We start from the raw sequence: 23,969 nt of genomic DNA, 5'->3' as shown, positions 1-23,969 counted from the left end.
CGCTGCGCTCAACCCAGCCTACAGGGGCCCTGCCCGCCACTCACGGCAGGGCGCGCAGCTGTTCCAGCAGCGCGTAGCCGGGATAACCATCGGCGGGCAGCCCCAAGCGTTGCTGGAAGGCGCGTACAGCGTTGCGGGTGTTGGCGCCAATGATGCCGTCCGGCACACCGGGGGCGTAGCCGTGACGAGTCAGCAGCTCCTGCAGTTCAATACGCTCGCTACGCCCGAGTTGGCGCTCGTCCCGTGGCCATTCGCCGCGGATACCCTCGGCGCCACGCAAGCGTTCGGACAGGGTGGCCACCGCCAGGGCATAGGCCGTGGAGTTGTTGTACTTGAGCAGGGCGCGGTAGTTGGCCAGGACCAGGAATGCCGGGCCGCGATACCCGGCCGGCAGCAGCAACGAGGCGTCGCCCGCGGTGTCTTTCGTGAAGCCCGCCGGCAGCTTGATACCCAGCTCGACCCAGGTGCTGACGGTTTTGCGCACCTGCGGATCGGCCAGGGCGTAGTCGAACCCTTGCGGCAACACCACTTCGCTCCCCCAGGGTTGTCCCGGCTGCCAACCGGATGCCTGCAAGTAATGAGCGGTGGAGGCCAGTGCGTCGGCTTGCGAGCCCCACAGGTCGCGTTTGCCGTCGCCGTCGAAATCCACCGCATGAGTGGCGTAGGTGGTCGGCATGAACTGGGTCTGGCCCATGGCGCCGGCCCAGGAGCCGATCAGGCCTTCGGGCGTCCTGTCGCCCTGCTCGAGAATCCGCAGCGCCGCCAGCAATTGTTCCCGCCAGAACCCTTGGCGTCGGCCCTCGTAGGCCAGGGTGACCAGCGAACGGATCACGTTGTTGCTGCCGATATTGCCGCCATAGCCACTTTCCATGCCCCAGATCGCCACCAGAATCTCGCTCGGCACGGCATACCGTTGTTCGATGGCGGTCAGGTTGACCTGTTGCTGCGCCCAGGCCGCCTGGCCCTGGCTGACGCGCTTGGCCGAGACGGCGCCATCCAGATAGGCCCAGATCGGTCGACTGAATTCGGGTTGGCTGCTGTCGGCCGCCAGTACCGAAGGGTCCAGGCTAATGCCGTGCAAGGCGCGGTCGAACAGCTCGGCCGAGATGCCGGCAGTCAGGGCCTCGGCGCGCAGCTGCTGACGCCAGTCATCGAAGCTGAGGACCAGTACGGGGGGTGGCGCCGCAGCAGGGGTGAGGGCGGGCGGCTTGACGGCTGCCGCAGAGATCGGGGCCGCGGAAGGAGGTGTTTGTGCCTGGGTGTCGGCACAGGCGCTTAGCAGCGCGCCATTGAGCAACAGGGCGGCGCAGGTGAGGCTACGCAGGGGCAGGTAAGGCATCGAGGCTCTCAGGGCATTTTTTGCGAGGTGCCAACCTTAACATGGCAGTCGGCGATAGTTGGCCCGGCCACGGCGTTTCAGGCGGCCAGAATGAAAGAAGCCTCCCAGTGGGAGGCTTCGCGGCGGTAGCTGCCTTTGCCCTTGGCGGGCGTTTCCTGTCGGCTGCGAAACAGCGGCTGGGCGATCAGGGATTTGGCGCGGTTGGGGGTTTTCTTTGTGGGTTTTTTTGGCTGTTTGGCCATGCTCCAGTCCTCGTGCAGAACCTGCAAGGTTGCAGGTCGCGCGGATCATCCGCCGCCATGGGGCAAAAGTCCAGAGGCCTGCCGGTTACTCGGCAGGCAGCGCCAGACGCTGGCCGGCGATCATCAGGCTGAGGCGGCTGAGGCTGATCCAGGGATCGCCAATGGCCTGACCCTTGATCTGCGCGTCGATACGCTGGGCGTCCATCAGCAGTTGCTGCCAGCGTGCCGCGCTGTGCCGCTGCAGGGCCTTGCTGACCAGCGGGCGGCGTTTGTCCCAGACCGGCGGGCGTGCCTGGCTGAAGGCTTTCTCCAGCGGCACACCCTGGCTGTACTGCTGGGCCAGGCTGGCCAGCAGGCGCACTTCGCGGGCCAGTGCCCAGAGGATCACGGCCGTCTCGACCCCTTCACCGCGCAACCCTTCGAGCATGCGCAGGGCATGGCTTGCTTCGCCATTGAGCGCCGCGTCGATCAGGCCGAAGACATCGAAGCGGGCGCTATCGGCCACCGCGGCCTGCACCGTGTCGACGTCCACCTGGCCAGCGCTGGCGAGCAGCTTGAGCTTTTCGATCTCCTGGGCGGCGGCCAGCAGGTTGCCTTCGACCCGCGCGGCGATCAGCTCCACTGCGGCGGCGCTGGCCGCCAGCCCGGCCTGGGCCAGGCGCTGGCGAATCCATTGCGGTAACTGCGTGGTCTCGACCGGCCAGATTTGCAGGAACACCGCGTCCGCGCCGTCGATCAGCGCCTTGGCCCATTTGGTTTTTTGCGTGCTGCCGTCGAGTTTCGGCAAGCTGATCAGCAGTACCGTGTCCTCGGCCGGTCGCGCCAGGTAGTGCAGCAGGGCGGCGGTACCCTTGTCGCCGGGTTTGCCGGACGGCACGCGCAGTTCCAGCAAGCGTTTGTCGGCGAACAGCGACAGGCTGGCGCCGGCTTGCAGCAAGCTACCCCAGTCGAAACTGGGGTCAGCGTTGAACACCTGGCGTTCGCTGAACCCTTGTTGGCGGGTGGCTGCGCGGATGGCGTCGCAGGCCTCCTGGCACAGCAGGTGCTCGTCGCCACTGACCACGTAGACGGGGCTCAGGGCCCCTTGCAGGTGCTTGGCGAGCTGGGCGGGATTGAGTTTCATCGGCGTGACGGGGCCGTGCTACGGCCCCGGCGGACTCAGGGCGTCGGGATCGGCAGTTGCAACGGCGATTGCTGCGGCTTGGCCGCTTCGGCGCGGCGGGCAGCGGCCAGCGCTTCCGCTTCGGCCTGGGCCTTAGCTTCAGCCGTTTGTTGCAATTGATCGAGGCGCTCGGGGGTGACCAGTTGCAAGCGCATGACCAGTTGCTGGATCAGGTCGCGACGCATCTCCTGACGCAATTGCACGGACTCCAGGTCGGAGCTGATCAGGTTGTTGACGTCGTGCGAGTAAGTGTTCTGCGCTTCCAGCTTGTCGCTGAGCAGCAGCAGGTTCTTGCGGCCACGGATCTCGTATTCGAGGCTGGTGCTCAACTCGCGCTCGGCGCTGCGCGCGGTGCCGGTGTAGCTGGCGGTGCGCTGGGTTTCTTCCTCGCGCACCAGGATCAACTGGTATGGCGCACCGGGGTAGACCTTGACGTCGTTGTTCTCCAGGACCTGGCGAACCTGCTTGACGGTCTCGCCGTAGGCGTTGCGCGCGGTCAGGTCGAGCTCCTTGAGGGCGAATTGGGCGTCGCCCATGCCACGCAGCTGAAAACCGCAGGCGCTCAGCAGCGCCGCCAGCCCCAGTACCATCAGATTGCGTTTGATCATCCTGTTATCCCCTAAAAACCATGTGCATCGATGTGCCCCGGCCGGATGGCGGGCAAGGGCGGCGAGCCCTCGCCGCGCATCTTAGCTGGCGACGATATTGATCAGTTTGCCCGGCACGACTATGACCTTGCGGATCGTCAGGCCCTCGGTGAAGCGCAGCACGCTCTCGTGGCTGCGGGCAGTCGCCTCGATGGCTTCGCGGGTCGCGGTCGCCGGCATCTCGATCTGCCCGCGTAGCTTGCCGTTGACCTGGATCACCAGGGTCAGGTTGTCCTGCACCAACGCCGACTCGTCCAGCACCGGCCAGGCCGCATCGATGACCGCCCCGGCATGGCCCAGGGCCTGCCACAGCGTGTGGCTGATGTGCGGGGTGATCGGTGCCAACAGCAGGGCTACGGTTTCCAGGCCTTCGTGCAGCAGGGCGCGATCCTGCTCGCTGTCGTGGGCGGCTTTTTCCAGCACGTTCATCAGGGTCATCACGGCGGCGATGGCGGTGTTGAATTTATGGTTATGGCCGACATCCTGACTGGCCTGGCGGATGGCCAGGTGAATGGCACGGCGCAGTTCCTTCTGGCTGTCGTCCAGGCTGGCCTGGTCCGCACCACTGGCCGGCAGGCCCCGGACCACATGGGCCTGGGCCAGGCGCCAGACCCGGCGCAGAAAACGGTTTGCGCCCTCGACTCCGGAGTCCGACCATTCCAGGCTCATGTCCGGCGGCGAGGCGAACATCATAAACAGGCGGCAGGTGTCGGCGCCGTACTGGTCGATCATCGACTGCGGGTCGACGCCGTTATTCTTCGACTTGGCCATTTTCTCGATGCCGCCGATCTCCACCGGCAGGCCGTCGCTCTTCAGCGTGGCGCCAATGACCTTGGCCTTGGCGTCGCGCACCAGTTCCACGTCGGCGGGATTGAACCAGCTCTTGGCGCCATTGGGCTCCAGGCGGTAGAAGGTTTCCGCGATGACCATGCCCTGGGTCAGCAGGTTCTTGAATGGCTCATTGGAGTCGAGCAGGCCTTCATCGCGCATCAGCTTGTGGAAAAAACGCGCATACAGCAGGTGCAGGATCGCGTGCTCGATGCCGCCGATGTACTGGTCCACCGGCAGCCAGTGGTTGGCCGCGGCCGGGTCGACCATGCCCTGGGTGTAGTGGGGCGAGGCATAGCGGGCGAAATACCAGGAGGACTCGACGAAGGTGTCCATGGTGTCGGTTTCGCGCTTGGCCTGCCGCCCGCAACTGGGGCAGGTGCATTCGTAGAACTCGGCCAGGCGCGCCAGGGGCGAGCCGGCACCGTCGGGCACCACGTCCTCGGGCAACACCACCGGCAGCTGATCTTCCGGTACCGGTACATCACCGCACGTGTCGCAGTGGATAATCGGGATCGGGCAGCCCCAGTAACGCTGGCGGCTGATGCCCCAGTCGCGCAGGCGAAACTGGGTGCGCGCCTGGCCGAGGTCTTTCTTCAGCAAGGCCACTTCGATGGCATCGAAGGCGCCAGCGAAATCCAGGCCGTCGAATTCGCCCGAGTTGATCAGTTGGCCGTGCTCGCCATAGGCGGCCTGCCAGGGGGCCGGCGTTTCGTCGCCGGCGGAGGTGCGCACCACGGCCTTGATCGGCAAGCCGTACTGGCTGGCGAAGGCAAAGTCACGCTCGTCGTGGGCCGGTACGGCCATGACCGCGCCGTCGCCATAGTGCATCAGCACGTAGTTGGCGACCCACACCGGCAGCCGCTCACCGGTCAGCGGGTGTTCGACGAACAGGTCCGTGGGCAGGCCCTTTTTTTCCTGGGTGGCGATATCGGCTTCGGCCACACCGCCGCGTTTGCATTCCTCGACAAAGGCGCGCAAGGCAACCGCCTGCTCGGACGGCAGGCGCTCAAGGGCGATGTTGACCAACGGATGCTCGGCGGCCACGGCCACGTAGGTGGCGCCCATCAGGGTGTCGGGGCGGGTGGTGAAGACTTTCAGCGCACCGGTCTGGCCGATCGAGACCTGGTCGTAGGGGAAACTGACTTCCATGCCGCGGGATTTGCCGATCCAGTTACGCTGCATGGTCTTGACTTGTTCCGGCCAGCCGGGCAGGTCGTCGAGGCTGCTCAAGAGCTCTTCCGCGTAGGCGGTGATCTTGAAGTAGTACATCGGGATCTCGCGCTTTTCCACCAGCGCGCCGGAGCGCCAGCCGCGACCGTCGATCACCTGTTCGTTGGCCAGTACGGTCTGGTCCACCGGATCCCAGTTGACGTTGCCGTTCTTGCGGTAGATCACGCCTTTCTGGAACAGGCGGGTGAACAGCCATTGTTCCCAGCGGTAATAATCCGGTTTGCAAGTGGTGACTTCACGGGACCAGTCGACCGCCAGGCCCAGGCTTTTCAGCTGGGTCTTCATGTAGGCGATGTTTTCGTAGGTCCATTTGGCGGGCGCCACGTTGTTTTTCATCGCGGCGTTTTCCGCCGGCATGCCGAAGGCGTCCCAGCCCATGGGCTGCAGCACGTTCTTGCCCTGCATGCGCTGATAACGCGCGATCACATCGCCGATGGTGTAGTTGCGCACATGCCCCATGTGTAGCTTGCCGCTGGGGTAAGGAAACATCGACAGGCAATAGAAGGTCTCCTTGCCCGGTTGTTCGCTGACTTCAAAGGACTTCTGCTGGTCCCAGTAGGTTTGCGCGGCGGCTTCGATTTCACGGGGCTGATAGAGTTCGTGCATGGCTACTTAGGCTGAGAAGGGGGTTTACAGGAAGTCCGGTAGCATACATGAGGGCGCTTGGCCGAGGGAAACCCTGATTGCGCCGAGCGGGCCGGGGCCGTGCGGGGGCTCGCCGTTGGTCGCGGCAGGGGATCGGACGCAAGGGCGACGCTAAGCTTTCCACAAAGGGGCAGTTGGGCTGTCCGCTACGAGGTGCGGGATGGGTGAGGTGCGAGGCGCGCAGGCAAGCGGTGGGCTTTACGAGCGGTTGCTGGCGCGCCTGGCCTTGGCGTTGGAGGAGGCAGACACCGCTACGGCGTTGCGTCAGGAGTCGCCCCGGGAGCTCGAACTGCGTGGCCTGAGCAGCGCCGAACTGCAGTTGATCCGGGCCTACCTCGACCGCGATCTGCATTGGCTGCGGGGGTGGCATGCCGCCGCCGAGGAACTGGCGATCATCGAGCAACAGCCGGTCAAAACTGCCAAGGCCGTCCGCCCTGGCAGCAAACCCGTCAGTAAAACCCCCGCACGCGCCAAGCCCCTGTTCAAGCGTCGCCAGCACCTGTGCTGCGCCCTGTGTGGCACAGCTGCCCAGTGGCAGCGGGGAACCGGCATTCAGGCCTGCCAGACCTGCGGGTCGCAACTGTTCCGCGCTGGCAGTCCGCGCCGCAGCAGCTGAGGCGACTCGCGCCGGGGCCGCCCTGGGTTTAGGCTTGGGCCACCTGGAGATGCCCATGCCGTTTCGCTATCTTTTCAAACAATTCGTGTTGCCGCCTGGTGGCCTGCTGCTCGTGCTGCTGCTGGCCTGGTGGCTGCGCCGTCGCGCGCCACGGCTGGCCGCGGCCTGTTTTACGCTGGGTTTCGCTGGCCTGTGGCTGATGAGCCTGCCGATCGTGGTGCAATGGTCGGCGCGAGCCCTGGAGCCGACCGCGGTGCTGACTGAAGTGGACTGGCCGAGACTGGCTGGGCACGCCGAGGTCATCGTGGTGCTGGGTGCCGGCCGCGAGCGCGCCGATCCCGCCTGGGGCGCCGATCAGCCCGGTGGCCTGGCGATGGAGCGGCTGCGTTATGCGGCACGGCTGGCGCGGGCTTCGGGTCTGCCGCTGTTGACCAGTGGCGGCCTGCACTATGGGCAGCCGCCGAGCGAGGCGGCCATCATGGCCGACAGCCTGCAGCGCGATTTTGCCCAGCCGGTGCGCTGGCGTGAGGAGACCAGCCGCACTACCTGGGAAAACGCCACCGAGACCGCCCGGCTGCTGGCGCCCCTGGGGCTGCGGCGGATAGTGTTGGTGACCCATGCCGCCCATATGCCGCGGGCGCGTTGGTGTTTCGAGCAGGCCGGGTTCGAGGTGCTGGCGGCCCCCATGGGATTCTGGGGCGTGGCCAATGCGCGGCCAGGGGGCGGCTGGTTGCCGGAAGGCAAGGCGTTCTGGCAGAACGGCGTGCTGCTCAACGAGGCCGCAGGCTTGCTGATTTACCCCCTGCTGTACCGGTGATGGCCGGTCGGCTACGGCCAGGCTGTTCGTCGAGCGGCCTCGGCGCGTTGTTTGGTGCCAGCCCGCCGGCGGCCTACAGCGTTTTGGCCATGCGCCCGGCCAACAACGCCCAGCCCAACAGCAAGCCGCAGAGGATCAGCAGGGGCCAGGCACGCCAGTACAGGTAGGGCGTCAGCTTCTGCATGGGCACCACCTCGCCGAGCAGTACCCCCTGCTCAAACGGTGGCAGTTGCGCAGTCACTTGGCCGAACGGGTCGATCAGCGCGGTGAGACCGTTGTTGGTGGCGCGGATCATCCAGCGCCCGCCCTCCAGGGCGCGCATCCGGGCCATTTGCAGGTGCTGCAGCGGGCCGATGGAGCGGCCGAACCAGGCGTCGTTGCTGATGGTCAGCAGCAGGTGGCTCTGGGCCGCGAGGTCAGCGGCAAAGTCCGGGTACACCACTTCGTAGCAGATAAAAGGTGCGATCCGATACCCCTTGGCTTGCAACAGTGGCTGATCGGCCGGGCCGCGGGCGAAGTCCGACATGGGCAGGTCGAAAAAGGCGATCACCCCACGCAGCACGTCCTGCAGCGGTACGTACTCGCCGAAGGGCACCAGCTTCTGTTTCAGGTAAGTGCCCTGGCCGACGCCGGCCACGGTGATACCGTTGTAATAGCGTTTTTCCCCTCGGTCGTTCAGCTGGCGCACCGGTACGCCGGTGATCAGCGCGGCCTGGCGGCCTTTGGCGAACTTGTCCATGTCGGCCAGGTAGTCCTCGGCGAACTCCTTAAGCACCGGTACCGCGGTTTCCGGCCAGACCACCAAGTCACTGCGCGTGGCTTGCCGGCTTAGGTCGCGGTACAGGCGTAGCTGGGCGTTGAGTTGCGCGGGGTCCCATTTGAGGTTTTGCTCGACGTTGCCCTGCACGGCCGCGACGCTCAGGGGCTTGCCGGCCGGTTCGGTCCAGGCTTTGCCTTGCAGGGCCAGACCCGCCAGCCAGGGCGTCGCCAGCACCAGGGTGCCGACCAGCAAGAAGGCCGGGCGGGCCCGCAGGCGTGGCAGGTTGACTACCAGCGCGGCGCTCAACGCCAGGGCGAAGGAGATCAGCCAGACTCCGCCCAGGGGCGCCAGGCCGGCCAGGGGGGCGTTCAGTTGGCTGTAGCCGGCGTAGAGCCAGGGAAAGCCGCTGAGAAACCAGCTGCGAAAGAGCTCCTGGGCCAGCCACAGTGCGGCGAACGCCAGGGCGTCGGCCAGGGGGGCTTCATTGCGGCGCAGCCAGCGTGCCCAGAGCCAGGCGGTCAGCGCAAACAGCAGGCCCAGTGCCGCGACAAAGGCCAAGGTCAGCGAGGCGGCCAGCGCCGGCGAGGCGGCGCCGAAGTCATGGATGCTGACGTAGACCCAGCTGGTGCCCGCGGCGAACGTGCCAAAGCCGTAGCACCAGCCGCGCACGGCGGCCTGGCGCGGCTGCAGTGCGCGCAGGCCCAGGTAGAGCAGGGCGATGCTCAGCAGTATCAGCGGCCACAGGTCGTAGGGGGCCAGCGCCAGTGGGGTCAGCGCGCCGGCCAGCAGCGCCAGCAGGTTGCCCGGCCAGCCGGGGCGGGAGATCCAGTTCATGGGCGTCCTTGGGGGTGACGGGAGTGGGCAGGCGCCGTGCGGCGAAGTGGCACGCCGACGCCGGGCTTCAACGTGACAGCTGGGTCAGGCGCAGCAGGTGGATGCGGCGGCTGTCGGCACTGAGCACCCGAAAGCGGAAGTCGCCGATCTCGGTAATCTCGTTACGCTTGGGCAGGTGGCCGAAGGCATTCATCACCAGGCCGGCGACCGTGTCGAATTCGTCGTCGGAGAACTGGCTGGTGAAGGTCTCGTTGAAGCTGTCGATGGGTGTCAGCGCCTTGACCAGGAAGTCGCCACTGGGCAGCGGTTTGATATAGCTGTCCTCCTCGACGTCGTGCTCGTCCTCGATATCGCCGACGATCTGTTCCAGCACGTCCTCGATGGTGACCAGGCCGGCCACGCCGCCGTACTCGTCAACCACCACCGCCATGTGGTTGTGGTTGGCGCGGAACTCGCGCAACAGCACATTCAGGCGCTTGGACTCGGGGACGAAGGTCGCTGGCCGCAGCAGGTCCTTGATATTGGACTGCTGGGGGTCGTCCTGCAGTATCAGGGGCAGCAAGTCCTTGGCCAACAGGATGCCGATCACGTCGTCCAGGGTCTCGCCGACCACCGGGTAGCGCGAATGGGCGGACTCGATGATGGCCGGCAGGTATTCGCGCGGTGCCTGGCTGGCCTTGATGCTGATCATCTGCGAGCGCGGCACCATGATGTCGCGCACCTGCAGGTCGGCGACCTGGATCGCGCCTTCGACTATGGCCAGCGCCTCGCTGTCCAGCAGCTTGTTCTGATGGGCCTCGCGTAGCAGCTCCAGCAGCTCCTGGCGGTTCTTGGGTTCGTGGGCAAAAGCCTGGGTGATTTTTCCCAGCCAGGACTTTTGCCCATTGCTCGATCGATCTTCGCTCATGCTTGTGTACTCAATATCCCTTGCGCGTTGGCAGTCATTCTTCGTCGGCGTATGGGTCGGGGTGACCCAGTTCGGCGAGCAATTGTTGTTCCAGGTGTTCCATCTCGAGGGCTTCGTCCTCGTCGATATGATCGTAGCCGAGCAGGTGTAGGCAGCCATGGATGACCAGGTGGGCCCAGTGCGCGTCCAGGCTCTTGCCTTGCTCGGCGGCCTCGCGGGTCACCACCTGCACGCAGATCACCAGGTCGCCCAGCAGCGGGATGTCCAGCAGCGGAACGCCGCCCGGACCCTCCGGCACATCGGCGGGAAAGGACAGGACGTTGGTGGCGTAGTCCTTGTGCCGGTAGGTGCGGTTCAGTTCGCGGGCTTCGGCTTCGTCGACCAGGCGGATCGTCAGTTCGGAGTCGGCGCTGCGCTGGCGCAGCGCCAGGGCGCACCATTGGGCGAAGGCGGCTTCGCTGGGCGCCTCGGCGTCGCTGGCGCGCTGCAGGTCCAGCTCAAGCATTGTCCGACTCCGCCTGGCGTTGCTCGAAGCGCTCGTAGGCTTCGACAATGCGCTGCACCAGGGGGTGGCGGACCACGTCCTTGGACAGGAAGTGGGTGAAGCTGATACCGGGTACATCCTGCAGCACATCGATCACATGGGTCAGCCCGGACTTGGTGCCGCGCGGCAAATCGACCTGGGTAATGTCGCCGGTGATCACCGCGGTGGAGCCGAAACCGATGCGGGTGAGGAACATCTTCATCTGTTCCAGTGTGGTGTTCTGGCTCTCGTCGAGGATGATAAAGCTGTTGTTCAGGGTACGTCCGCGCATATAGGCCAGCGGAGCCACTTCGATCACCTGTTTCTCGATCAGCTTGGCCACTTGCTCGAAGCCGAGCATCTCGTAGAGGGCGTCGTACAGCGGGCGCAAATAAGGGTCGATCTTCTGTGACAGGTCGCCGGGCAGGAAGCCCAGTTTTTCCCCGGCCTCCACCGCCGGACGCACCAGCAGGATGCGGCGTACCTGCTCGCGCTCCAGGGCGTCGACCGCGCAGGCCACCGCCAGGTAAGTCTTGCCGGTGCCCGCCGGGCCAATGCCAAAGTTGATGTCGTGATCGAGGATCGACTTGACGTAGCGCTGCTGGTTGGCGCCGCGCGGGCGGATCATGCCCTTGCGGGTGCGAAGGGCCACACCGGGCTCGCTAACGGGATTGACGAGTTCTTCCACGCCGGACTCCTGCAGGAAAAGATGGACCAGGTCCGGCGACAGGTCGGTCGTACCTGTTTCACGGTACAGGCGACGCAACAGGTGTTCGGCGGAGTGGGTGTGTTCGGGCGCGCCGAGCAGTTCGAATTGGTTGCCGCGGTTGCGGATTTCAATCGCCAGGCGATGTTCGATCAGGCGCAGATGCTCGTCGAATTGCCCGCAGAGGTTGGCGAAGCGGCGAGCTTCAAAGGGTTCGAGGATAAAGCGATGAGGTTCTATGGGTGCGTTCAAGGTCGTGTGGTGGCCGCCAGTCGGCTGGGGTAATGATCGGAGGATAACCCCAGGCGTCCTGGGGTGAAAGCACAGCTGCCGAAAGTTTTAACCGGGCGGCGTTTCGCGCAGGCTGCCGCGCAGGGAATGCGGCAGGGCTTCGTCGATATGCACGGTGGCGAATTGACCGATCAGGCGTGGGTTGTCGCAAGGGAAGTTGACGATCCGGTTGTTCTCGGTGCGGCCCGTCAGCCAGCCCGGGTCCTTCTTCGAGTAGTCGCTGACGAGAATGTGCTGCAAGCTGCCGACCATTCGTCGGCTGATCTCGTAACCCTGCTGGTTGAGCAGGTGCTGCAGGCGCGCCAGGCGTTCGCGGTTGACCTCTGCCGGGATCTCGTTGCTCAGCGAGGCGGCCGGCGTGCCGGGGCGTGCGCTGTAGACAAAGGAGTAGGAGAAGTCGAAGCCGACTTCGCGGATCAGCTTCATCGTCTGCTCGAAGTCCTGCTCGGTCTCGCCGGGGAAGCCGACGATAAAGTCCGAGGTGATGCTGATGTCCGGGCAGACGGCGCGCAGTTTGCGGATCTTCGACTTGTACTCGAGCGCGGTGTGGTTGCGTTTCATCGCCGCCAGGATGCGGTCCGAACCGGCCTGTACCGGCAAGTGCAGGTGTTTGACCAGTTGCGGCACTTCGGCGTGCACCTGGATCAGGCTGTCGGAGAATTCCAGCGGGTGCGAGGTGGTGTAGCGGATACGGTCGATGCCCTCGACGGCCGCCACCACACGGATCAGCTCGGCCAGGTCGGCGCTGCGGCCGTCATGGGTCAGGCCGCGGTAGCCATTGACGTTCTGCCCGAGCAGGGTGACCTCGCGCACACCGTTGTCGGCCAGGTGCAGGATTTCCTCGAGGACCGCGTCGAAGGGGCGGCTGACCTCTTCACCGCGGGTGTAGGGCACCACACAGAAGGTGCAGTACTTGCTGCAGCCTTCCATGATCGAGACGTAGGCGCTCGGGCCATCGATGCGCGGCTCGGGCAGGTGGTCGAATTTCTCGATTTCCGGAAACGACACGTCCACCTGGGGCAGCCGGGTGATACGCGCGGCGTCGATCATCTGCGGCAGGCGGTGCCGGGTCTGGGGGCCGAACACCACGTCGACGTAGGGCGCGCGGTCGCGGATCGCCGCACCCTCCTGGCTGGCCACGCAGCCGCCGACCGCGATCACCATCTCCGGGCGGGCCAGTTTCAGCTCGCGCCAGCGGCCCAACTGGGAGTAGACCCGATCCTGGGCCCGCTCGCGGATCGAGCAGGTGTTGAGCAGGATCACGTCGGCATCCTCGGCGCGGGCCGTGACTTCAAGGGCCTGGTCCTGACCGAGCAGGTCGATCATGCGCGAGCTGTCGTACTCGTTCATCTGGCAGCCGTGGGTTTCGATATACAGCTTCTTGGTCATGCCGGTTCGTCGGGGTGGTTCGAGGAACCGCACAGTATAATGCTCGGACAGCAGGCTTCCTAGCGTTGCCGGCCTGATGGCTGTGTTACTATTTGCGCCCTTTATTTTTGGCAGCCGTCCGTCACCCATGAGCAAGCGCGAAGCCCCGATCTATAAGGTGATCTTTCTCAACCAGGGCCAGGTGTTCGAAATGTACGCCAAGCAGATCTATCAAAGCGATCTGTGGGGATTCCTGGAAGTGGAGGAATTCGTCTTCGGCGAGCGCACCCAGGTGGTGGTCGATCCCAGCGAAGAAAAGCTCAAGGCGCAGTTCGAAGGCGTGGTGCGCAGCTTCGTGCCCATGCATGCGATCATTCGCATCGACGAGGTCGAGCGGGTCGGCACGCCGAAAATCAGCGAGGCCAAGGGCGGTGGTAACGTGATGCCGTTCCCCATGCCGATGCCGGAGCGGTAGCGGCAAGTTACAAGCCGTAAGCCATAAGCTGGGTAGGATGGGTTGAGCGAAGCGATACCCATGCCGCGGGATGATGAGTATCGCAGGCTTATCCTGCGCGGCCGTTACGGCAGCGGCGCGAAGGGTGAGCCCAGATCGGCGGTCTGCAGTTCCAGCAGTTCCAGCAATTCCAGCAGCGATTGTGCAAAAAAGGTGCGGAAAATCTGCCGGGGTATCTGGGCTTACGGCAGCGGCGCGAAGGGTGAGCCCTGATCGGCGGTCTGCAGTTCCAGCAGGTAGTTGCGGAAAATCTGCCCGAGCACCTGGGTGGAGATCTCCAACTCATCGCGGCGCATCTGCGCGGCCACCAGGTCGGCGGTGTCCAGCGCTTCTTCGGCGCCATTGATGGCGGCCATTTTCAGCACGATATAGGCCTGGACGTTGTTGGCCGGTACGCCTTCGCCGCGAAAGAACATCAAGCCGAGGCGGTATTGCGCCTGCGGATGGCCCTGCAGCGAGGCTTGTTCGAACCAGCGCAGGGCCTGGGCCAGGTCGCGTGGGGCCAGTTTGCCCTGGTAATGGAACTCGCCCAGCTCGAACTCGGCGGCGATATCGCCGTTCTGTGCGGCGTCCTGGCAGATGGTCAGGGCCTGGGCCAGCTCTTCAGGCGGGGTATTGAGGGTGCAGCGTCCGGTCGCCGGGATCAGCAAGGAGTTGCCGCCCGCTGCGGCCAGCAGCGGCAGTACAAGCAACAGGCAGCCCAGATACAGGGTGCGGCCGGTGCGACTCATGGCAATCAACGCGCCTCAAAACCAAGATAAATGCGATACGGAACCGGTCAGCATGCCGATTGATCCGGACAAACGCGCCCGCCATCACATTATGAAATAAGCGACCCCCTGCTTACAAAGTCTTTACTGGCTTTTTTCATGGCAGGGGGGCTGTGGGCGCTCGCGGCGCACCCGGTTTGCCTGGTGCGCCGCGAGTTTCGGGCAATTGCGCCGCCGTCTTGAGCCTCGACGCGGCGCTCCGCGTCTCAGGCCATGGCGGCAAAGGCCCGCTCGGCGGCGTCCAGGGTCAGTTGCAGCTCCGGTTCGCCGTGGGCGATGGAGGTGAAGCCGGCCTCGTAGGCGCTGGGTGCCAGGTACACGCCACCCTCGAGCATCAGGTGGAAGAACTGCTTGAAGCGCTGCACGTCGCTGGCCATCACATCTTCGAAGGTCACGATGTCGTCCGCCCCGCTGAAATACAGGCCGAACATGCCCCCCGCCTGAGTGGTCACGAACGGGATGCCGGCGGCATCGGCGCGTTGCTGCAGGCCGTCGAGCAGGCGGCCGGTGAAGGCGCCCAGTTCGGCGTGGAAGCCGGGGCGGCTGATCAGGCGCAGGGTGGCCAGGCCAGCGGCCATGGCCAGCGGATTGCCCGACAGGGTGCCGGCCTGGTAGACCGGCCCGAGCGGTGCGATGCACTCCATGATGGCGCGTTTACCGCCAAAACAGCCCACCGGCATGCCGCCGCCGATGATCTTGCCGAAGGTGGTCAGGTCCGGCGTCACGCCGTAATGCGCCTGTGCGCCACCCAGCGCCACGCGAAAACCGGTCATCACCTCGTCGAAAATCAGTACCACGCCGTGTTTGTCGCACTGGCGGCGCAGGCCCTCGAGAAAACCCGGTGCCGGCGGCACGCAGTTCATATTGCCGGCCACCGGCTCGACGATGATGCAGGCCACTTCCTGGCCGACTTCGTTCAGCAGGTGCTCGACCGCTGCGCTGTCGTTGAAGGGCAGGGTCAGGGTGTGTTTGGCGAAGGCCGCCGGCACCCCGGCGGAGCTGGGTACGCCCTGGGTCAGGGCGCCCGAGCCGGCCTTGACCAGCAAGCTGTCGGAGTGGCCGTGGTAGCAGCCCTCGAACTTGAGGATGCTGTCGCGGCCGGTGAAGCCGCGCGCCAGGCGGATGGCGCTCATGGTCGCCTCGGTGCCGGAGCTGACCATGCGCACCATGTCCATGGACGGCACCAGGGCACAGACCCGGTCGGCCATCTCGGTTTCCAGTGCTGTGGGTGCGCCATAGGACAGGCCGTGTTCGAGTTGCCGGCGCACGGCGTCGAGCACCTCGGGATGGCTGTGGCCGAGGATCATCGGCCCCCAGGAACCGACATAGTCGACATAGGCCTTGTCGTCCTCGTCCGTCACATAGGCGCCGGCCGCGTGCTTGAAGAACAGCGGGGTGCCGCCGACGCTCTTGAACGCGCGGACCGGCGAGTTGACGCCGCCGGGGATGTGCTGTTGCGCGCGTTGGAACAGCTCTTCGGAACGGGACATGGTTTTCTCCAGTCGGACGCTGCCGGACGGCTCGCAAGCGTTCGGCAGCGCGGGTTTATCAGCGAGTCAATCAAGGGTGAAACAGCGCGCTAAAGGCCTCGGCGCGGCTTCGGACCTGCTCGGCCGAAGGTGCGCCGAACAGCCCGTGCACCACTGCCAGCAGGTCGGCGCCGGCTGCCAGCAGGGTTGGCGCGTTGTCCAGGGTCACGCCGCCGATGGCGACGATCGGCAGGTTCAGGCGAGCCCGCGCCTGCTGCAGCAATTCAAGGGTCGCCGGGGCGGCGCCGGGTTTGGTCAGTGAGTCGAAAAAACGGCCGAAGGCCACATAGCTGGCGCCGTCGCGGGCGGCCTGCTCGGCCAGGTCCAGGCGTGCATGGCAGGTCGCGCCAATCACCGCCCGCGGGCGCAGCAGCGCGCGGCCGGCCGCCAGCGAGCCGTCGGACTGGCCCAGGTGCAGGCCCACGCCGAGGCGGGCAGCCAGCTCGGCATCGTCGTTGATGATCAGGCAGGCGCCATAACGCTCGCAGAGTGCTTGCAGGGTCTGGGCCTCGCGCAAGCGGCGGGTCTCGTCGGCGGACTTGTCGCGGTATTGCAGCAGGCGTACGCCGCCTTGCAGCGCCGCTTCGACATAGGGCAGCAGTTTGCCCTCGGCCAGCAGCTGGCTGTCGGTAATGGCGTACAGCCCGCGCAGTTTCACTGGGGCGGCGGCTTTCATGAGCAGAAATCCAGGGGCAGGCGGCGTGGCACGAACTGGCCCTGGCCGAGCTGCTCGGCATCGCGCAGGGTACGCCAGGTGTAGCTCAGGGCGGTCTGCACGGCGCTGACCAGCTCCTCGCCCTGGGCGAGGCGGCCGGCCAGGGCGCTGGCCAGGGTGCAACCCGAACCATGGTAGCTGCCGGGCAAGCGCTCGCAGGTGAAGGTCTGGCGCAGGCCGTCACGGCCATACAGGCGGTTATGCACCTGGTGTTCGTCGCCATGGCCGCCGGTGATCAACAGGTAAGGGCAGTGAGGCAGCAGCTTTTGCGCGCATGCATCGGCGCTGCCGTCGGGCAGTTCGGCCAGGATACGTGCCTCGGGCAGGTTCGGTGTGGCGATGCGCGCCAGGGGCAGCAGCTGTTCACGCATGGCGTAACCGACCTCGTCCTTGCCCAGCGCACCGCCGCCGCCGGCCCGTAACACCGGATCGCAGACCACGGGCAGGGACGGGTGCGCCTGGATCAGCTCGACCACGGTGGCGACCATCTCCAGGGAACCGAGCATGCCGAGCTTGATCGCGGCCACCGGTAGGTCGGCGAAGACCGCCTGGGCCTGGGCCAGCACCCACGGGCGATCGAGCACGCGAAAATCGCTGACATTGCGGGTGTCCTGCACGGTCAGCGCGGTGACCACCGGGGCGGCGTGGCAGCCCTGGGCGAGCAAGGCTTCGATATCGGCCTGCAGGCCGGCGCCGCCACTGGGGTCGTGGCCGGACAGGCAGAGTACAACGGGGCGGGAAGTATAAAGAGTCATGAGGCGCGAGCTTATCACTAAACCGCCAGCCCGGGCCCGGGCTGGCGGTCGCGGCATTCTGCCGCTGGCGAAATGGCGTCCCGCGGGTGGGGCGTGGCGCGCTGTCCGATGTGGGGCGATCTGGCCGAAATGCCGCTTTCGTCAAACACTGAATGGTGATTCACTGGGTTCATTCGCTGAATTAGGATTCAGATCATGGTCTACCGCACCACAGTGGCCCGCCTCGATCGCGACCTGCAGCTACGCGCGCATATCCTCACCTGTGCCCTGCAGCGGGTCGCCGAAGGTGGTTTCGCGGCACTGACCATGCAGGCCCTGGCGGAGGACGCCGGGATCGCCACCGGCAGCCTGTACCGGCACTTCCAGGGCAAGGGCGAGCTGGCCGCCGAAGTGTTCAGCCTGGCCAGCGAGCATGAACTGCAGGCCCTGGGTGCCGTCTTGCGCGGCAGCGGCTCGCCGGTGGTGCGGTTACGGGCGGGCCTGCAGCAGTTTGCCAGCCGTGCCTGGCACAGCCGCCAGCTGGCCTTTGCGCTGATCGCCGAACCGGTCGACCCGGCGGTGGATGACCGTCGCCTGTGCTACCGCGAAGCCTATGCCGCGCTGTTTGTCGGCCTGATCGAGGAGGGCGTGCAGCAGGGGCTGTTCCGCCCGGGGCCGCTGCCGGTGATTGCCGCCTGCCTGGTGGGGGCGATCAGCGAATCCCTGGTCGGCCCCTTGTCGCCGGCGGCGCGCGCCGCCCGCGACAAGGGGCTGCCGGCCCCCGACTTGAATACCGTCAGCCATTGCATCGTGACTTTTTGCCTGCGCGCCGTGGGCGCCGAGGAACCAACGCCATGACCCTGTCCAACCTTGCCGAAACCCATGAAGTGTTCAACCAGGTGCCGCCGCTGGACGGCGCCAACCTCTATCGACTCGACTTGCCGTTGCAGGAATGGACCCGTCGCTTCGACGGCGGCTGGGCCGAGGCGCGTATCGATGCCTACGGTGCGCTGGCCGGTGGTCCCTTGATGGTCGCGGGGTTTCTGGCCAACGAGAACAAGCCGCAGTTCAAGAGCCACGACCGTTACGGCCATCGCATCGACCTGGTGGAGTTTCACCCGGCCTACCATGAGTTGATGGCTGCTGCGATCAGCCATGGCTTACCGTCGCTGCCCTGGACCGAGCCCCGCGCCGGTGCCCAGGTCGCCCGCGCCGCCATGAGTTACCTGCACAGCCAGGCGGAAGCCGGCAGCGGCTGCCCGCTGACCATGACCTACGCCAGCGTGCCGGCCCTGCGCCTGCAGGGCGACCTGGCGCAGCACTGGCTGCCGAAGATCCTCTCGAGCCAGTACGACCCGCGCAACCTGCCGATCGAGCAGAAAACCGGGGCGACCATCGGCATGGCAATGACCGAGAAGCAGGGCGGTACCGACGTGCGGGCCAATACCACCCGGGCCTACCCGGTTGGTACCGGCGGTCCAGGCCAGGCCTACGAACTGGTCGGCCACAAGTGGTTCTGCTCGGCACCGATGTGCGATGCCTTTCTGACCCTGGCGCAGACCGACAAGGGCCTGAGTTGCTTCCTGCTGCCGCGCCATCGGCCGGACGGTACGCGCAACGCGTTTTATATCCAGCGCCTGAAAAACAAACTGGGCAACTGCTCGAACGCCTCCAGCGAGGTCGAGTACCGCGGGGCGCTGGCCTGGATGGTCGGCGAAGAGGGGCGTGGGGTACCGACCATCATCGAGATGGTGTCCCTGACCCGCTTCGATTGCATGGTCGGCTCCAGCGCCCTGATGCGCCAGGCGCTGACCCAGGCGGCTCACCACTGTGCCCATCGGCAGGTGGGCGGACGTGTGCTCGCGCAGCAGCCCCTGATGCAGAACGTATTGGCCGACCTGGCCCTGGAAAGCGAGGCGGCGCTGGCCCTGACCCTGCGCATGGGTCGGGCGCTGGACCATCCCGAGAACGAGCAGGAGAACAAGTTCGCCCGCCTGGTCACCGCGGTGGGCAAGTACTGGATCTGCAAACGGGCCCCCGCCATGATCAACGAGGCCGCCGAATGCATGGGTGGCGCCGGCTATGTCGAGGACAGCATCCTGCCGCGGCTGTACCGCGAGGCGCCGGTCAACTCCACCTGGGAAGGCTCGGGCAATGTGCAGTGCCTGGATGTATTGCGCGCGCTGTCCAAGGAGCCCGGCGTGCTCGAAGCGCTGTTTATCGAGCTGGGCGACGGCCATGGCGATGCCCGGCTCAAGGCGCAAGTGGGCCGGTTGCAGGCGGCGTTTCGCGATACCGCGGATATCCAGTACCGGGCCCGCCAACTGACCGAGGAGGTGGCCATTACCCTGCAGGCCACCCTCCTGCTGCAAGCCGGCAACGCCGAGGTCTCCGATGCCTTTATCGCCAGCCGGCTGGGCGAGGGCGGTCGGGCCTATGGCACCTTGCCGCGGGGTGTGGCGGTGGAGGCGCTGGTGGCGCGCAGCACGCCGCATCTGGTCTGAGCTGCGGTGGCGCGCCGCTGGTGGGTGGGGCGGGGATTGACGTACAGTCTGCGGGGGCGGCGTACGCATGCCTTTTGCCGGTAAACCAGGCAAGATAGAAACCTGAGTGCTCAGACAGGAATGTCCCCGTGACCAGCAACAGCGAAGCCTTCGAGATCGCCCACACCGCCGAAGAGGCCGTCGACCGGCTGGCGGTCCTGCACGAACAAGCCACCCAGGGCCTGAGCCAGGCCCTCAAGCGTTACCTCAAGGAGCGCATCAGGCCCGACGCGGCGCAGCACAGCCAGTTCCGCTACCCGGAGCTGCGCCTGACCTACCTGTGCCAGGGCGAGGTCCCGACCACCATTCGTGCCTATGCCAAGGTCCAGGTCCCCGGTACCTACAGCGTGACCGTGACCCATCCCAAGGCGTTCCGTAACTACTTGCTCGAGCAGCTGCGGCCGTTGATGAACGATTTCACCCTGCGGGTCGAGGTCGGCACCAGCCAGCAGAATATCCCCTACCCCTATGTGGTGGAACAAGGCGACGAGCTGGCGGGCTCCGGAGTGACCGCCGCCGAGCTGGCTCGGGTCTTTCCCAGCACCGACCTGTCGGCCGCCTCCGACGGCATCGCCGATGGCCTGTACGACTGGGACAATCCCGACGCACTGCCGCTGGCGTTGTTCGACGCCGCGCGGGTGGATTTTTCCCTGCGCCGCCTGGTGCACTACACCGGCAGCGACTGGCGCCATGTGCAGCCCTGGATCCTGCTGACCAACTACCACCGCTACGTCGACCAGTTCATCCTCCACGGCCTGACCCAGTTGCGCGAGGATCCGCGGTTCGTGCGCATGGTGCTGCCGGGCAATATCGTGATCGAGCGCGGCATGGACAACGGCGAGGCGCAGTCGATCATCGGCGGGGTGCTCTGGCACCGTTACCAGATGCCGGCCTACCACCTGATCGCCGCAGACGGCCATGGCGTAACCCTGGTCAATATCGGCGTCGGCCCGTCCAATGCGAAGAACATCACCGATCACCTGGCGGTGCTGCGCCCCCATTGCTGGCTGATGATCGGCCACTGCGGCGGCCTGCGCCAATCCCAGACCATCGGCGACTACGTGCTGGCGCATGCCTATATGCGCCGTGACGGCATCCTCGACCGGGTGGTGCCGCCGAATATCCCGATTCCGGCCCTGGCCGAGGTGCAGATGGCCTTGCAGGAGGCCGCCGCCCAGGTCACCGGCGAGCGTGGCGAAGCGCTCAAGCGGCGTCTGCGCACCGGCACCGTGCTGACCTACGACGACCGCAACTGGGAACTGCGCTGGGCTCAGGAGCGCGCGCAGATCAACCTGGCCCGGGCCATCGCGGTGGACATGGAGAGCGGCACCATCGCCGCCCAGGGCTATCGCCTGCGGGTGCCCTATGGCACGCTGCTCTGCGTCTCGGACAAACCCCTGCACAGCGAAATCAAGCTGCCCGGGGCCGCCGGGGCGTTCTATGAGCGAGCGGTGACCCAGCACCTGCATATCGGCATTGCCGCCCTGGACCTGATGCGCACCCAGCTCAACTCCCTGCACTCGCGCAAGCTGCGCAGCTTCGACGAGCCGCCGTTCCGCTGAGGGTCAGGCCTCCGGCAAGGCCAGGTGCAGCAACGGATAGGGACGTCCGCCGCCATCGCGCGGCGAGCGTCCCGCCACGCTGAATCCCTGGCTCAGGTAAAAGCCGAGGGCCGCTGGATTCTGTTCGTTGACATCGACCCCACGGGCGCCCTGTTCCATGGCATGCCGGAGCAGGGTACGACCGACGCCCTGACCCTGTGCGACGGGGTCGACGAACAACATTTCCACCTTGTGTTCGGCGCGGCCGAGAAAGCCGAGCACCTGGCCGGAGTCGGCCCGCACGCAGGTCAGTTCGAGGGCGGGAAAGTACTGGCTGGCGAGCAAGGGCCGGATCAGTTCGATCTCGCCGTCCGGAAGAAAGTCATGGCTGGCCCGCACGGCGGCTTCCCAGACTTCGAGCAGGCGCGGCAGGTCGATGGGCTTGGGCGTTTCGATGGGAGAGGGCATAAACGGAACTGGCGGCCGACAAAGGTCCGCCAGTTTGCCGCAAATCGACCGCGCGGTCAGCGACTGGCGTCCAGCACCACCCGGTAGCGCGCCTTGCCGGCGCGCAGGTGGTCGATGGCCTGGTTGACCTGGCTCATGGGGAACAGCTCCACCTGGGGCAGGATCTGGTGACGCGCGCAGAACGCCAGCATGCTGGCCATGCTGGCGGGCGAGCCCACCGGCGAGCCGGACAGGCTGCGCTGGCGGGGAATCAGGTTGAACACGTGCACAGGGATGGCGCTGGGCACTATGCCGACGAAGTGCAGGCGACCCTTGGCGGCCAGGGTGCCGATCAAGGCATTCCAGTCGAGGTCGGCGCTGGCGGTGACCAGCAGCAGGTCCAGGCTGCCAGCGGCCGCTTTTAATGCTTCGGGATCGGTGGAAGCCAGCACCCGATGGGCGCCCAGGCGCTGGGCTTCCTCGCGCTTGCTCAGCGACGAGGTGAAGGCGGTGACTTCACAGCCCCAGGCGTTGAGAAAGCCCAGTGCCAGGTGCCCGAGGCCGCCGATACCGACCACGCCGACCCGGTCGGTGGGCTTGACGCCCAGCTCCAGCAGCGGTGCGAACACCGTCGAACCGGCGCAGAACAGCGGTCCGGCCAGGGCCGGATCCAGGCTGTCCGGCAGGGCAATGGCCCAAGCCCAGTGGGCGCGCAGGCGATCGGCGAAGCCACCGTTGCTGCCGACTATGGTCGGTTTGACCGTGCCGCACAGCTGATGCGAACCTTCCATGCAGCTGTGGCAGTGCATGCAGCTGCCCTTGTACCAGCCGATCCCCACCCGCTGGCCGAGCTTCAGGCCGCGTACCTGCTCGCCCAGGCGCACCACGCTGCCCACCACTTCATGTCCGGGGACAAAGGGGAAACGTGCATTGCCCCACTCGTTGTCGATCATCGACTGGTCGGAATGGCAGATGCCGCAGTATTCGACGCGCACCTCGACCTCTTCGGCGCCCAGCGGACCCGGGTCGAAACGGTAGGGTTCCAGGGGCGCGCGGGGGGCCATGGCGGCCCAGCCGGTGAAGTGATCCTGGACGTGCGGGTCGGCGCTCATGGGGGCGGTCCTCGTTGGCATGCAGATGGAGCAGCAGCATAGCCGACCCAGCGTGACGCCAGCAGCGGATGCCGCTGGGCTCAGGGGCGCTGCAGGGGGGGCACTTGCCAGTGCTCGCCGGGCTGCGGAGCCCGGAACTCGGCCTCTGGCACCTGCTGTTCGCGCAGCGCGGTGGCCAGCTCCATCACTGGCGCGAATTGTTCCTCATCGCTGAGGTTGAAGGTGCCGAAGTGGATCGCCATGCTGCTCTGGGACGCAAGCTGGCGGTGCGCCTGCACCGCATCGGCCGGGTTCATATGGTTGTCGCGCATAAACCAGCGTGGCGCATAGGCGCCGATCGGCAGGGCGGCAAAGCGCATCGGGCCGAAACGTTGGTGGATCAGGCGGAATTCGGGGCCCAGCCCGGTATCGCCGGGAAACAGCAGCGGCCCCTCGGGCGCCTCGAGCACAAAGCCCATCCACAGGGTCTTGTTGGTGTCGGCGCGGGTGCGCGACGACCAGTGCTGCGCCGGCACCCCGTGCAGGGTCAGGCCCTTATTCAGTGGCAGCGCCTCCCACCAGTCCATCTCGCGTACGTCAGCAAAGCCGCATTGGCGAATCAGCGCGCCATTACCCAGCCCGGTGACCACCTGGGCCTTGGGAAAGCGCCCGGCCAGTTGCCGCAGGCTGCCGGTATCCAGGTGATCGTAATGGTTGTGGCTGACCAGGATCAGGTCGATGGGCGGCAGCTGGTCCAGGCTCAGCCCGGGGGCGTGGTAACGTTTGGGGCCGATAAAGGACAGCGGGCTGGCGCGCTTGGACCACAGCGGGTCGGTGAGGATATTCAGCCCCTGCAGCTGGATCAGCAGGGTGGCGTGGTTGATATAGGTGACCCGCAGGTCCTGCCCCTCGACGCGTTGCGGGATCGCCTGCGCTGCGGTCGGCAACGGCTGCTCGACCCAGGCGGCCTGGGGCGGGCGGTTGAGTTGCCATTTGAGCACGGCAGCCAGGGTCTTGTGCGCCTTGGGTTCCAGGTTGCTGAAACGCTGACCGTCGAAGTGGTCGGAAGTCGGTCCCTGGTAGGGGCCCCCGGTGCAGCCGACCAGGCTAAGCAGGCCGAGCAACCAGGCAGGGCGTGAAACAGCGGGCATCGCGTCGATACTCTTG

23 protein-coding genes are annotated in these 23,969 nt (G+C 66.1%); 6 read left to right on the top strand and 17 right to left on the bottom strand.

From position 1 onward, the window contains the following. Window positions 1-40: 40 nt before the first annotated feature. The 5 genes from ABWY06_RS11805 to leuS all read right to left on the bottom strand — a co-directional run bounded on the left by ABWY06_RS11805 (window position 41) and on the right by leuS (window position 6,057). Window positions 41-1,339, bottom strand: a complete 1,299-nt coding sequence (locus ABWY06_RS11805; protein ID WP_353925760.1) for a lytic murein transglycosylase — start codon at window positions 1,337-1,339, stop codon at window positions 41-43. A 77-nt stretch (window positions 1,340-1,416) separates the two neighbouring features. Further along, complete coding sequence (gene arfA, locus ABWY06_RS11800) at window positions 1,417-1,581, bottom strand: alternative ribosome rescue factor ArfA (RefSeq protein WP_353925759.1); 165 nt, start codon at window positions 1,579-1,581, stop codon at window positions 1,417-1,419. Between the two features lie 85 nt (window positions 1,582-1,666). Beyond that, the gene (gene holA, locus ABWY06_RS11795; RefSeq protein WP_353925758.1) at window positions 1,667-2,704 is read right to left on the bottom strand and encodes a DNA polymerase III subunit delta; all 1,038 of its coding nucleotides are present in this window, start codon (window positions 2,702-2,704) and stop codon (window positions 1,667-1,669) included. Window positions 2,705-2,739: 35 nt separating this feature from the next. Further along, window positions 2,740-3,351 carry an LPS-assembly lipoprotein LptE gene (locus tag ABWY06_RS11790; protein ID WP_353925757.1) on the bottom strand — a complete coding sequence of 204 codons (612 nt, stop codon included), beginning with the start codon at window positions 3,349-3,351 and terminating at the stop codon, window positions 2,740-2,742. A gap of 81 nt (window positions 3,352-3,432) precedes the next feature. Next, a complete protein-coding gene (leuS, locus tag ABWY06_RS11785) occupies window positions 3,433-6,057 on the bottom strand; it encodes a leucine--tRNA ligase (protein ID WP_353925756.1) in 2,625 nt (874 codons plus the stop codon). A 199-nt stretch (window positions 6,058-6,256) separates the two neighbouring features. Between leuS and ABWY06_RS11780 the strand changes: the two genes are divergently transcribed. Both ABWY06_RS11780 and ABWY06_RS11775 read left to right on the top strand, forming a co-directional pair. Then, complete coding sequence (locus tag ABWY06_RS11780; protein ID WP_353925755.1) at window positions 6,257-6,712, top strand: hypothetical protein; 456 nt, start codon at window positions 6,257-6,259, stop codon at window positions 6,710-6,712. A 55-nt stretch (window positions 6,713-6,767) separates the two neighbouring features. After that, the gene (locus tag ABWY06_RS11775; RefSeq protein ID WP_353925754.1) at window positions 6,768-7,529 is read left to right on the top strand and encodes a YdcF family protein; all 762 of its coding nucleotides are present in this window, start codon (window positions 6,768-6,770) and stop codon (window positions 7,527-7,529) included. A 73-nt stretch (window positions 7,530-7,602) separates the two neighbouring features. Here ABWY06_RS11775 and lnt read toward each other — a convergent pair whose 3' ends face one another. The 5 genes from lnt to miaB form a co-directional block, all read right to left on the bottom strand. Further along, window positions 7,603-9,123 (bottom strand): apolipoprotein N-acyltransferase, encoded by a 1,521-nt coding sequence (gene lnt, locus ABWY06_RS11770; protein WP_353925753.1) that lies wholly within the window; start codon window positions 9,121-9,123, stop codon window positions 7,603-7,605. 67 nt (window positions 9,124-9,190) lie between these two features. Then, window positions 9,191-10,030, bottom strand: a complete 840-nt coding sequence (locus ABWY06_RS11765) for a CorC family transporter (RefSeq protein ID WP_353925752.1) — start codon at window positions 10,028-10,030, stop codon at window positions 9,191-9,193. A gap of 34 nt (window positions 10,031-10,064) precedes the next feature. After that, window positions 10,065-10,535, bottom strand: coding sequence for an rRNA maturation RNase YbeY (ybeY, locus tag ABWY06_RS11760; protein WP_353925751.1), 471 nt, complete (start codon window positions 10,533-10,535; stop codon window positions 10,065-10,067). Next, window positions 10,528-11,511 carry a PhoH family protein gene (locus tag ABWY06_RS11755; RefSeq protein WP_353925750.1) on the bottom strand — a complete coding sequence of 328 codons (984 nt, stop codon included), beginning with the start codon at window positions 11,509-11,511 and terminating at the stop codon, window positions 10,528-10,530. The genes ybeY and ABWY06_RS11755 overlap by 8 nt, the downstream gene beginning before the upstream one ends. An 87-nt stretch (window positions 11,512-11,598) precedes the next feature. Continuing rightward, window positions 11,599-12,939 carry a tRNA (N6-isopentenyl adenosine(37)-C2)-methylthiotransferase MiaB gene (miaB, locus tag ABWY06_RS11750; protein ID WP_353925749.1) on the bottom strand — a complete coding sequence of 447 codons (1,341 nt, stop codon included), beginning with the start codon at window positions 12,937-12,939 and terminating at the stop codon, window positions 11,599-11,601. Window positions 12,940-13,066: 127 nt separating this feature from the next. Between miaB and ABWY06_RS11745 the strand changes: the two genes are divergently transcribed. Beyond that, a complete protein-coding gene (locus ABWY06_RS11745) occupies window positions 13,067-13,393 on the top strand; it encodes a DUF1820 family protein (RefSeq protein ID WP_353925748.1) in 327 nt (108 codons plus the stop codon). 221 nt (window positions 13,394-13,614) lie between these two features. Here ABWY06_RS11745 and ABWY06_RS11740 read toward each other — a convergent pair whose 3' ends face one another. The 4 genes from ABWY06_RS11740 to ABWY06_RS11725 all read right to left on the bottom strand — a co-directional run bounded on the left by ABWY06_RS11740 (window position 13,615) and on the right by ABWY06_RS11725 (window position 17,201). Then, entirely contained in the window at window positions 13,615-14,163 is a 549-nt protein-coding gene (locus ABWY06_RS11740; RefSeq protein ID WP_353925747.1) for a tetratricopeptide repeat protein, read from the bottom strand. 245 nt (window positions 14,164-14,408) lie between these two features. Then, window positions 14,409-15,692 (bottom strand): glutamate-1-semialdehyde 2,1-aminomutase, encoded by a 1,284-nt coding sequence (hemL, locus tag ABWY06_RS11735; RefSeq protein ID WP_353925746.1) that lies wholly within the window; start codon window positions 15,690-15,692, stop codon window positions 14,409-14,411. A gap of 70 nt (window positions 15,693-15,762) precedes the next feature. After that, the gene (gene thiE, locus ABWY06_RS11730; protein ID WP_353925745.1) at window positions 15,763-16,407 is read right to left on the bottom strand and encodes a thiamine phosphate synthase; all 645 of its coding nucleotides are present in this window, start codon (window positions 16,405-16,407) and stop codon (window positions 15,763-15,765) included. Continuing rightward, window positions 16,404-17,201, bottom strand: coding sequence for a hydroxymethylpyrimidine/phosphomethylpyrimidine kinase (locus ABWY06_RS11725; RefSeq protein WP_353925744.1), 798 nt, complete (start codon window positions 17,199-17,201; stop codon window positions 16,404-16,406). The genes thiE and ABWY06_RS11725 overlap by 4 nt, the downstream gene beginning before the upstream one ends. Before the next feature lie 195 nt (window positions 17,202-17,396). On the opposite strand from ABWY06_RS11725, the gene ABWY06_RS11720 reads away from it, so the two are divergent. The 3 genes from ABWY06_RS11720 (at window position 17,397) to amn (ending at window position 21,285) form a co-directional block, all read left to right on the top strand. Next, the gene (locus ABWY06_RS11720) at window positions 17,397-18,038 is read left to right on the top strand and encodes a TetR/AcrR family transcriptional regulator (RefSeq protein WP_353925743.1); all 642 of its coding nucleotides are present in this window, start codon (window positions 17,397-17,399) and stop codon (window positions 18,036-18,038) included. Continuing rightward, a complete protein-coding gene (locus ABWY06_RS11715; protein ID WP_353925742.1) occupies window positions 18,035-19,684 on the top strand; it encodes an acyl-CoA dehydrogenase family protein in 1,650 nt (549 codons plus the stop codon). The genes ABWY06_RS11720 and ABWY06_RS11715 overlap by 4 nt, the downstream gene beginning before the upstream one ends. A 128-nt stretch (window positions 19,685-19,812) precedes the next feature. Continuing rightward, window positions 19,813-21,285: an AMP nucleosidase gene (gene amn / locus ABWY06_RS11710; RefSeq protein ID WP_353925741.1), complete on the top strand. Its 1,473-nt coding sequence runs from the start codon at window positions 19,813-19,815 to the stop codon at window positions 21,283-21,285. A 3-nt stretch (window positions 21,286-21,288) separates the two neighbouring features. Here the strand turns inward: amn and ABWY06_RS11705 are convergent, their stop codons facing one another. The 3 genes from ABWY06_RS11705 to ABWY06_RS11695 all read right to left on the bottom strand — a co-directional run bounded on the left by ABWY06_RS11705 (window position 21,289) and on the right by ABWY06_RS11695 (window position 23,953). Next, entirely contained in the window at window positions 21,289-21,732 is a 444-nt protein-coding gene (locus tag ABWY06_RS11705; RefSeq protein ID WP_353925740.1) for a GNAT family N-acetyltransferase, read from the bottom strand. A gap of 56 nt (window positions 21,733-21,788) precedes the next feature. Then, the gene (gene ahr, locus ABWY06_RS11700; protein ID WP_353925739.1) at window positions 21,789-22,823 is read right to left on the bottom strand and encodes an NADPH-dependent aldehyde reductase Ahr; all 1,035 of its coding nucleotides are present in this window, start codon (window positions 22,821-22,823) and stop codon (window positions 21,789-21,791) included. An 80-nt stretch (window positions 22,824-22,903) separates the two neighbouring features. Next, window positions 22,904-23,953 carry an MBL fold metallo-hydrolase gene (locus ABWY06_RS11695; protein WP_353925738.1) on the bottom strand — a complete coding sequence of 350 codons (1,050 nt, stop codon included), beginning with the start codon at window positions 23,951-23,953 and terminating at the stop codon, window positions 22,904-22,906. Between the last annotated feature and the right edge of the window lie 16 nt (window positions 23,954-23,969).

Origin of the sequence: Pseudomonas sp., from assembly GCF_040514055.1 — a bacterium.
Classification (GTDB): domain Bacteria; phylum Pseudomonadota; class Gammaproteobacteria; order Pseudomonadales; family Pseudomonadaceae; genus Aquipseudomonas.
The sequence above is the reverse complement of the archived record's forward strand: the minus strand, read 5'-3'. Positions and strand labels throughout refer to the sequence as shown.

Excerpts from the sequence above, each read along its gene's own strand:
- hemL (WP_353925746.1), bottom strand. The coding sequence starts at position 15,692 with ATGTCCCGTTCCGAAGAGCTGTTCCAACGCGCGCAACAGCACATCCCC.
- ABWY06_RS11745 (WP_353925748.1), top strand. The coding sequence starts at position 13,067 with ATGAGCAAGCGCGAAGCCCCGATCTATAAGGTGATCTTTCTCAACCAG.
- ABWY06_RS11765 (WP_353925752.1), bottom strand. The coding sequence starts at position 10,030 with ATGAGCGAAGATCGATCGAGCAATGGGCAAAAGTCCTGGCTGGGAAAA.
- leuS (WP_353925756.1), bottom strand. The coding sequence starts at position 6,057 with ATGCACGAACTCTATCAGCCCCGTGAAATCGAAGCCGCCGCGCAAACC.
- ABWY06_RS11790 (WP_353925757.1), bottom strand. The coding sequence starts at position 3,351 with ATGATCAAACGCAATCTGATGGTACTGGGGCTGGCGGCGCTGCTGAGC.
- holA (WP_353925758.1), bottom strand. The coding sequence starts at position 2,704 with ATGAAACTCAATCCCGCCCAGCTCGCCAAGCACCTGCAAGGGGCCCTG.
- arfA (WP_353925759.1), bottom strand. The coding sequence starts at position 1,581 with ATGGCCAAACAGCCAAAAAAACCCACAAAGAAAACCCCCAACCGCGCC.
- lnt (WP_353925753.1), bottom strand. The coding sequence starts at position 9,123 with ATGAACTGGATCTCCCGCCCCGGCTGGCCGGGCAACCTGCTGGCGCTG.
- ABWY06_RS11780 (WP_353925755.1), top strand. The coding sequence starts at position 6,257 with ATGGGTGAGGTGCGAGGCGCGCAGGCAAGCGGTGGGCTTTACGAGCGG.
- ABWY06_RS11695 (WP_353925738.1), bottom strand. The coding sequence starts at position 23,953 with ATGCCCGCTGTTTCACGCCCTGCCTGGTTGCTCGGCCTGCTTAGCCTG.
- ybeY (WP_353925751.1), bottom strand. The coding sequence starts at position 10,535 with ATGCTTGAGCTGGACCTGCAGCGCGCCAGCGACGCCGAGGCGCCCAGC.
- ABWY06_RS11775 (WP_353925754.1), top strand. The coding sequence starts at position 6,768 with ATGCCGTTTCGCTATCTTTTCAAACAATTCGTGTTGCCGCCTGGTGGC.
- ahr (WP_353925739.1), bottom strand. The coding sequence starts at position 22,823 with ATGAGCGCCGACCCGCACGTCCAGGATCACTTCACCGGCTGGGCCGCC.
- thiE (WP_353925745.1), bottom strand. The coding sequence starts at position 16,407 with ATGAAAGCCGCCGCCCCAGTGAAACTGCGCGGGCTGTACGCCATTACC.
- ABWY06_RS11720 (WP_353925743.1), top strand. The coding sequence starts at position 17,397 with ATGGTCTACCGCACCACAGTGGCCCGCCTCGATCGCGACCTGCAGCTA.
- miaB (WP_353925749.1), bottom strand. The coding sequence starts at position 12,939 with ATGACCAAGAAGCTGTATATCGAAACCCACGGCTGCCAGATGAACGAG.
- ABWY06_RS11805 (WP_353925760.1), bottom strand. The coding sequence starts at position 1,339 with ATGCCTTACCTGCCCCTGCGTAGCCTCACCTGCGCCGCCCTGTTGCTC.
- ABWY06_RS11705 (WP_353925740.1), bottom strand. The coding sequence starts at position 21,732 with ATGCCCTCTCCCATCGAAACGCCCAAGCCCATCGACCTGCCGCGCCTG.
- ABWY06_RS11715 (WP_353925742.1), top strand. The coding sequence starts at position 18,035 with ATGACCCTGTCCAACCTTGCCGAAACCCATGAAGTGTTCAACCAGGTG.
- ABWY06_RS11740 (WP_353925747.1), bottom strand. The coding sequence starts at position 14,163 with ATGAGTCGCACCGGCCGCACCCTGTATCTGGGCTGCCTGTTGCTTGTA.
- ABWY06_RS11725 (WP_353925744.1), bottom strand. The coding sequence starts at position 17,201 with ATGACTCTTTATACTTCCCGCCCCGTTGTACTCTGCCTGTCCGGCCAC.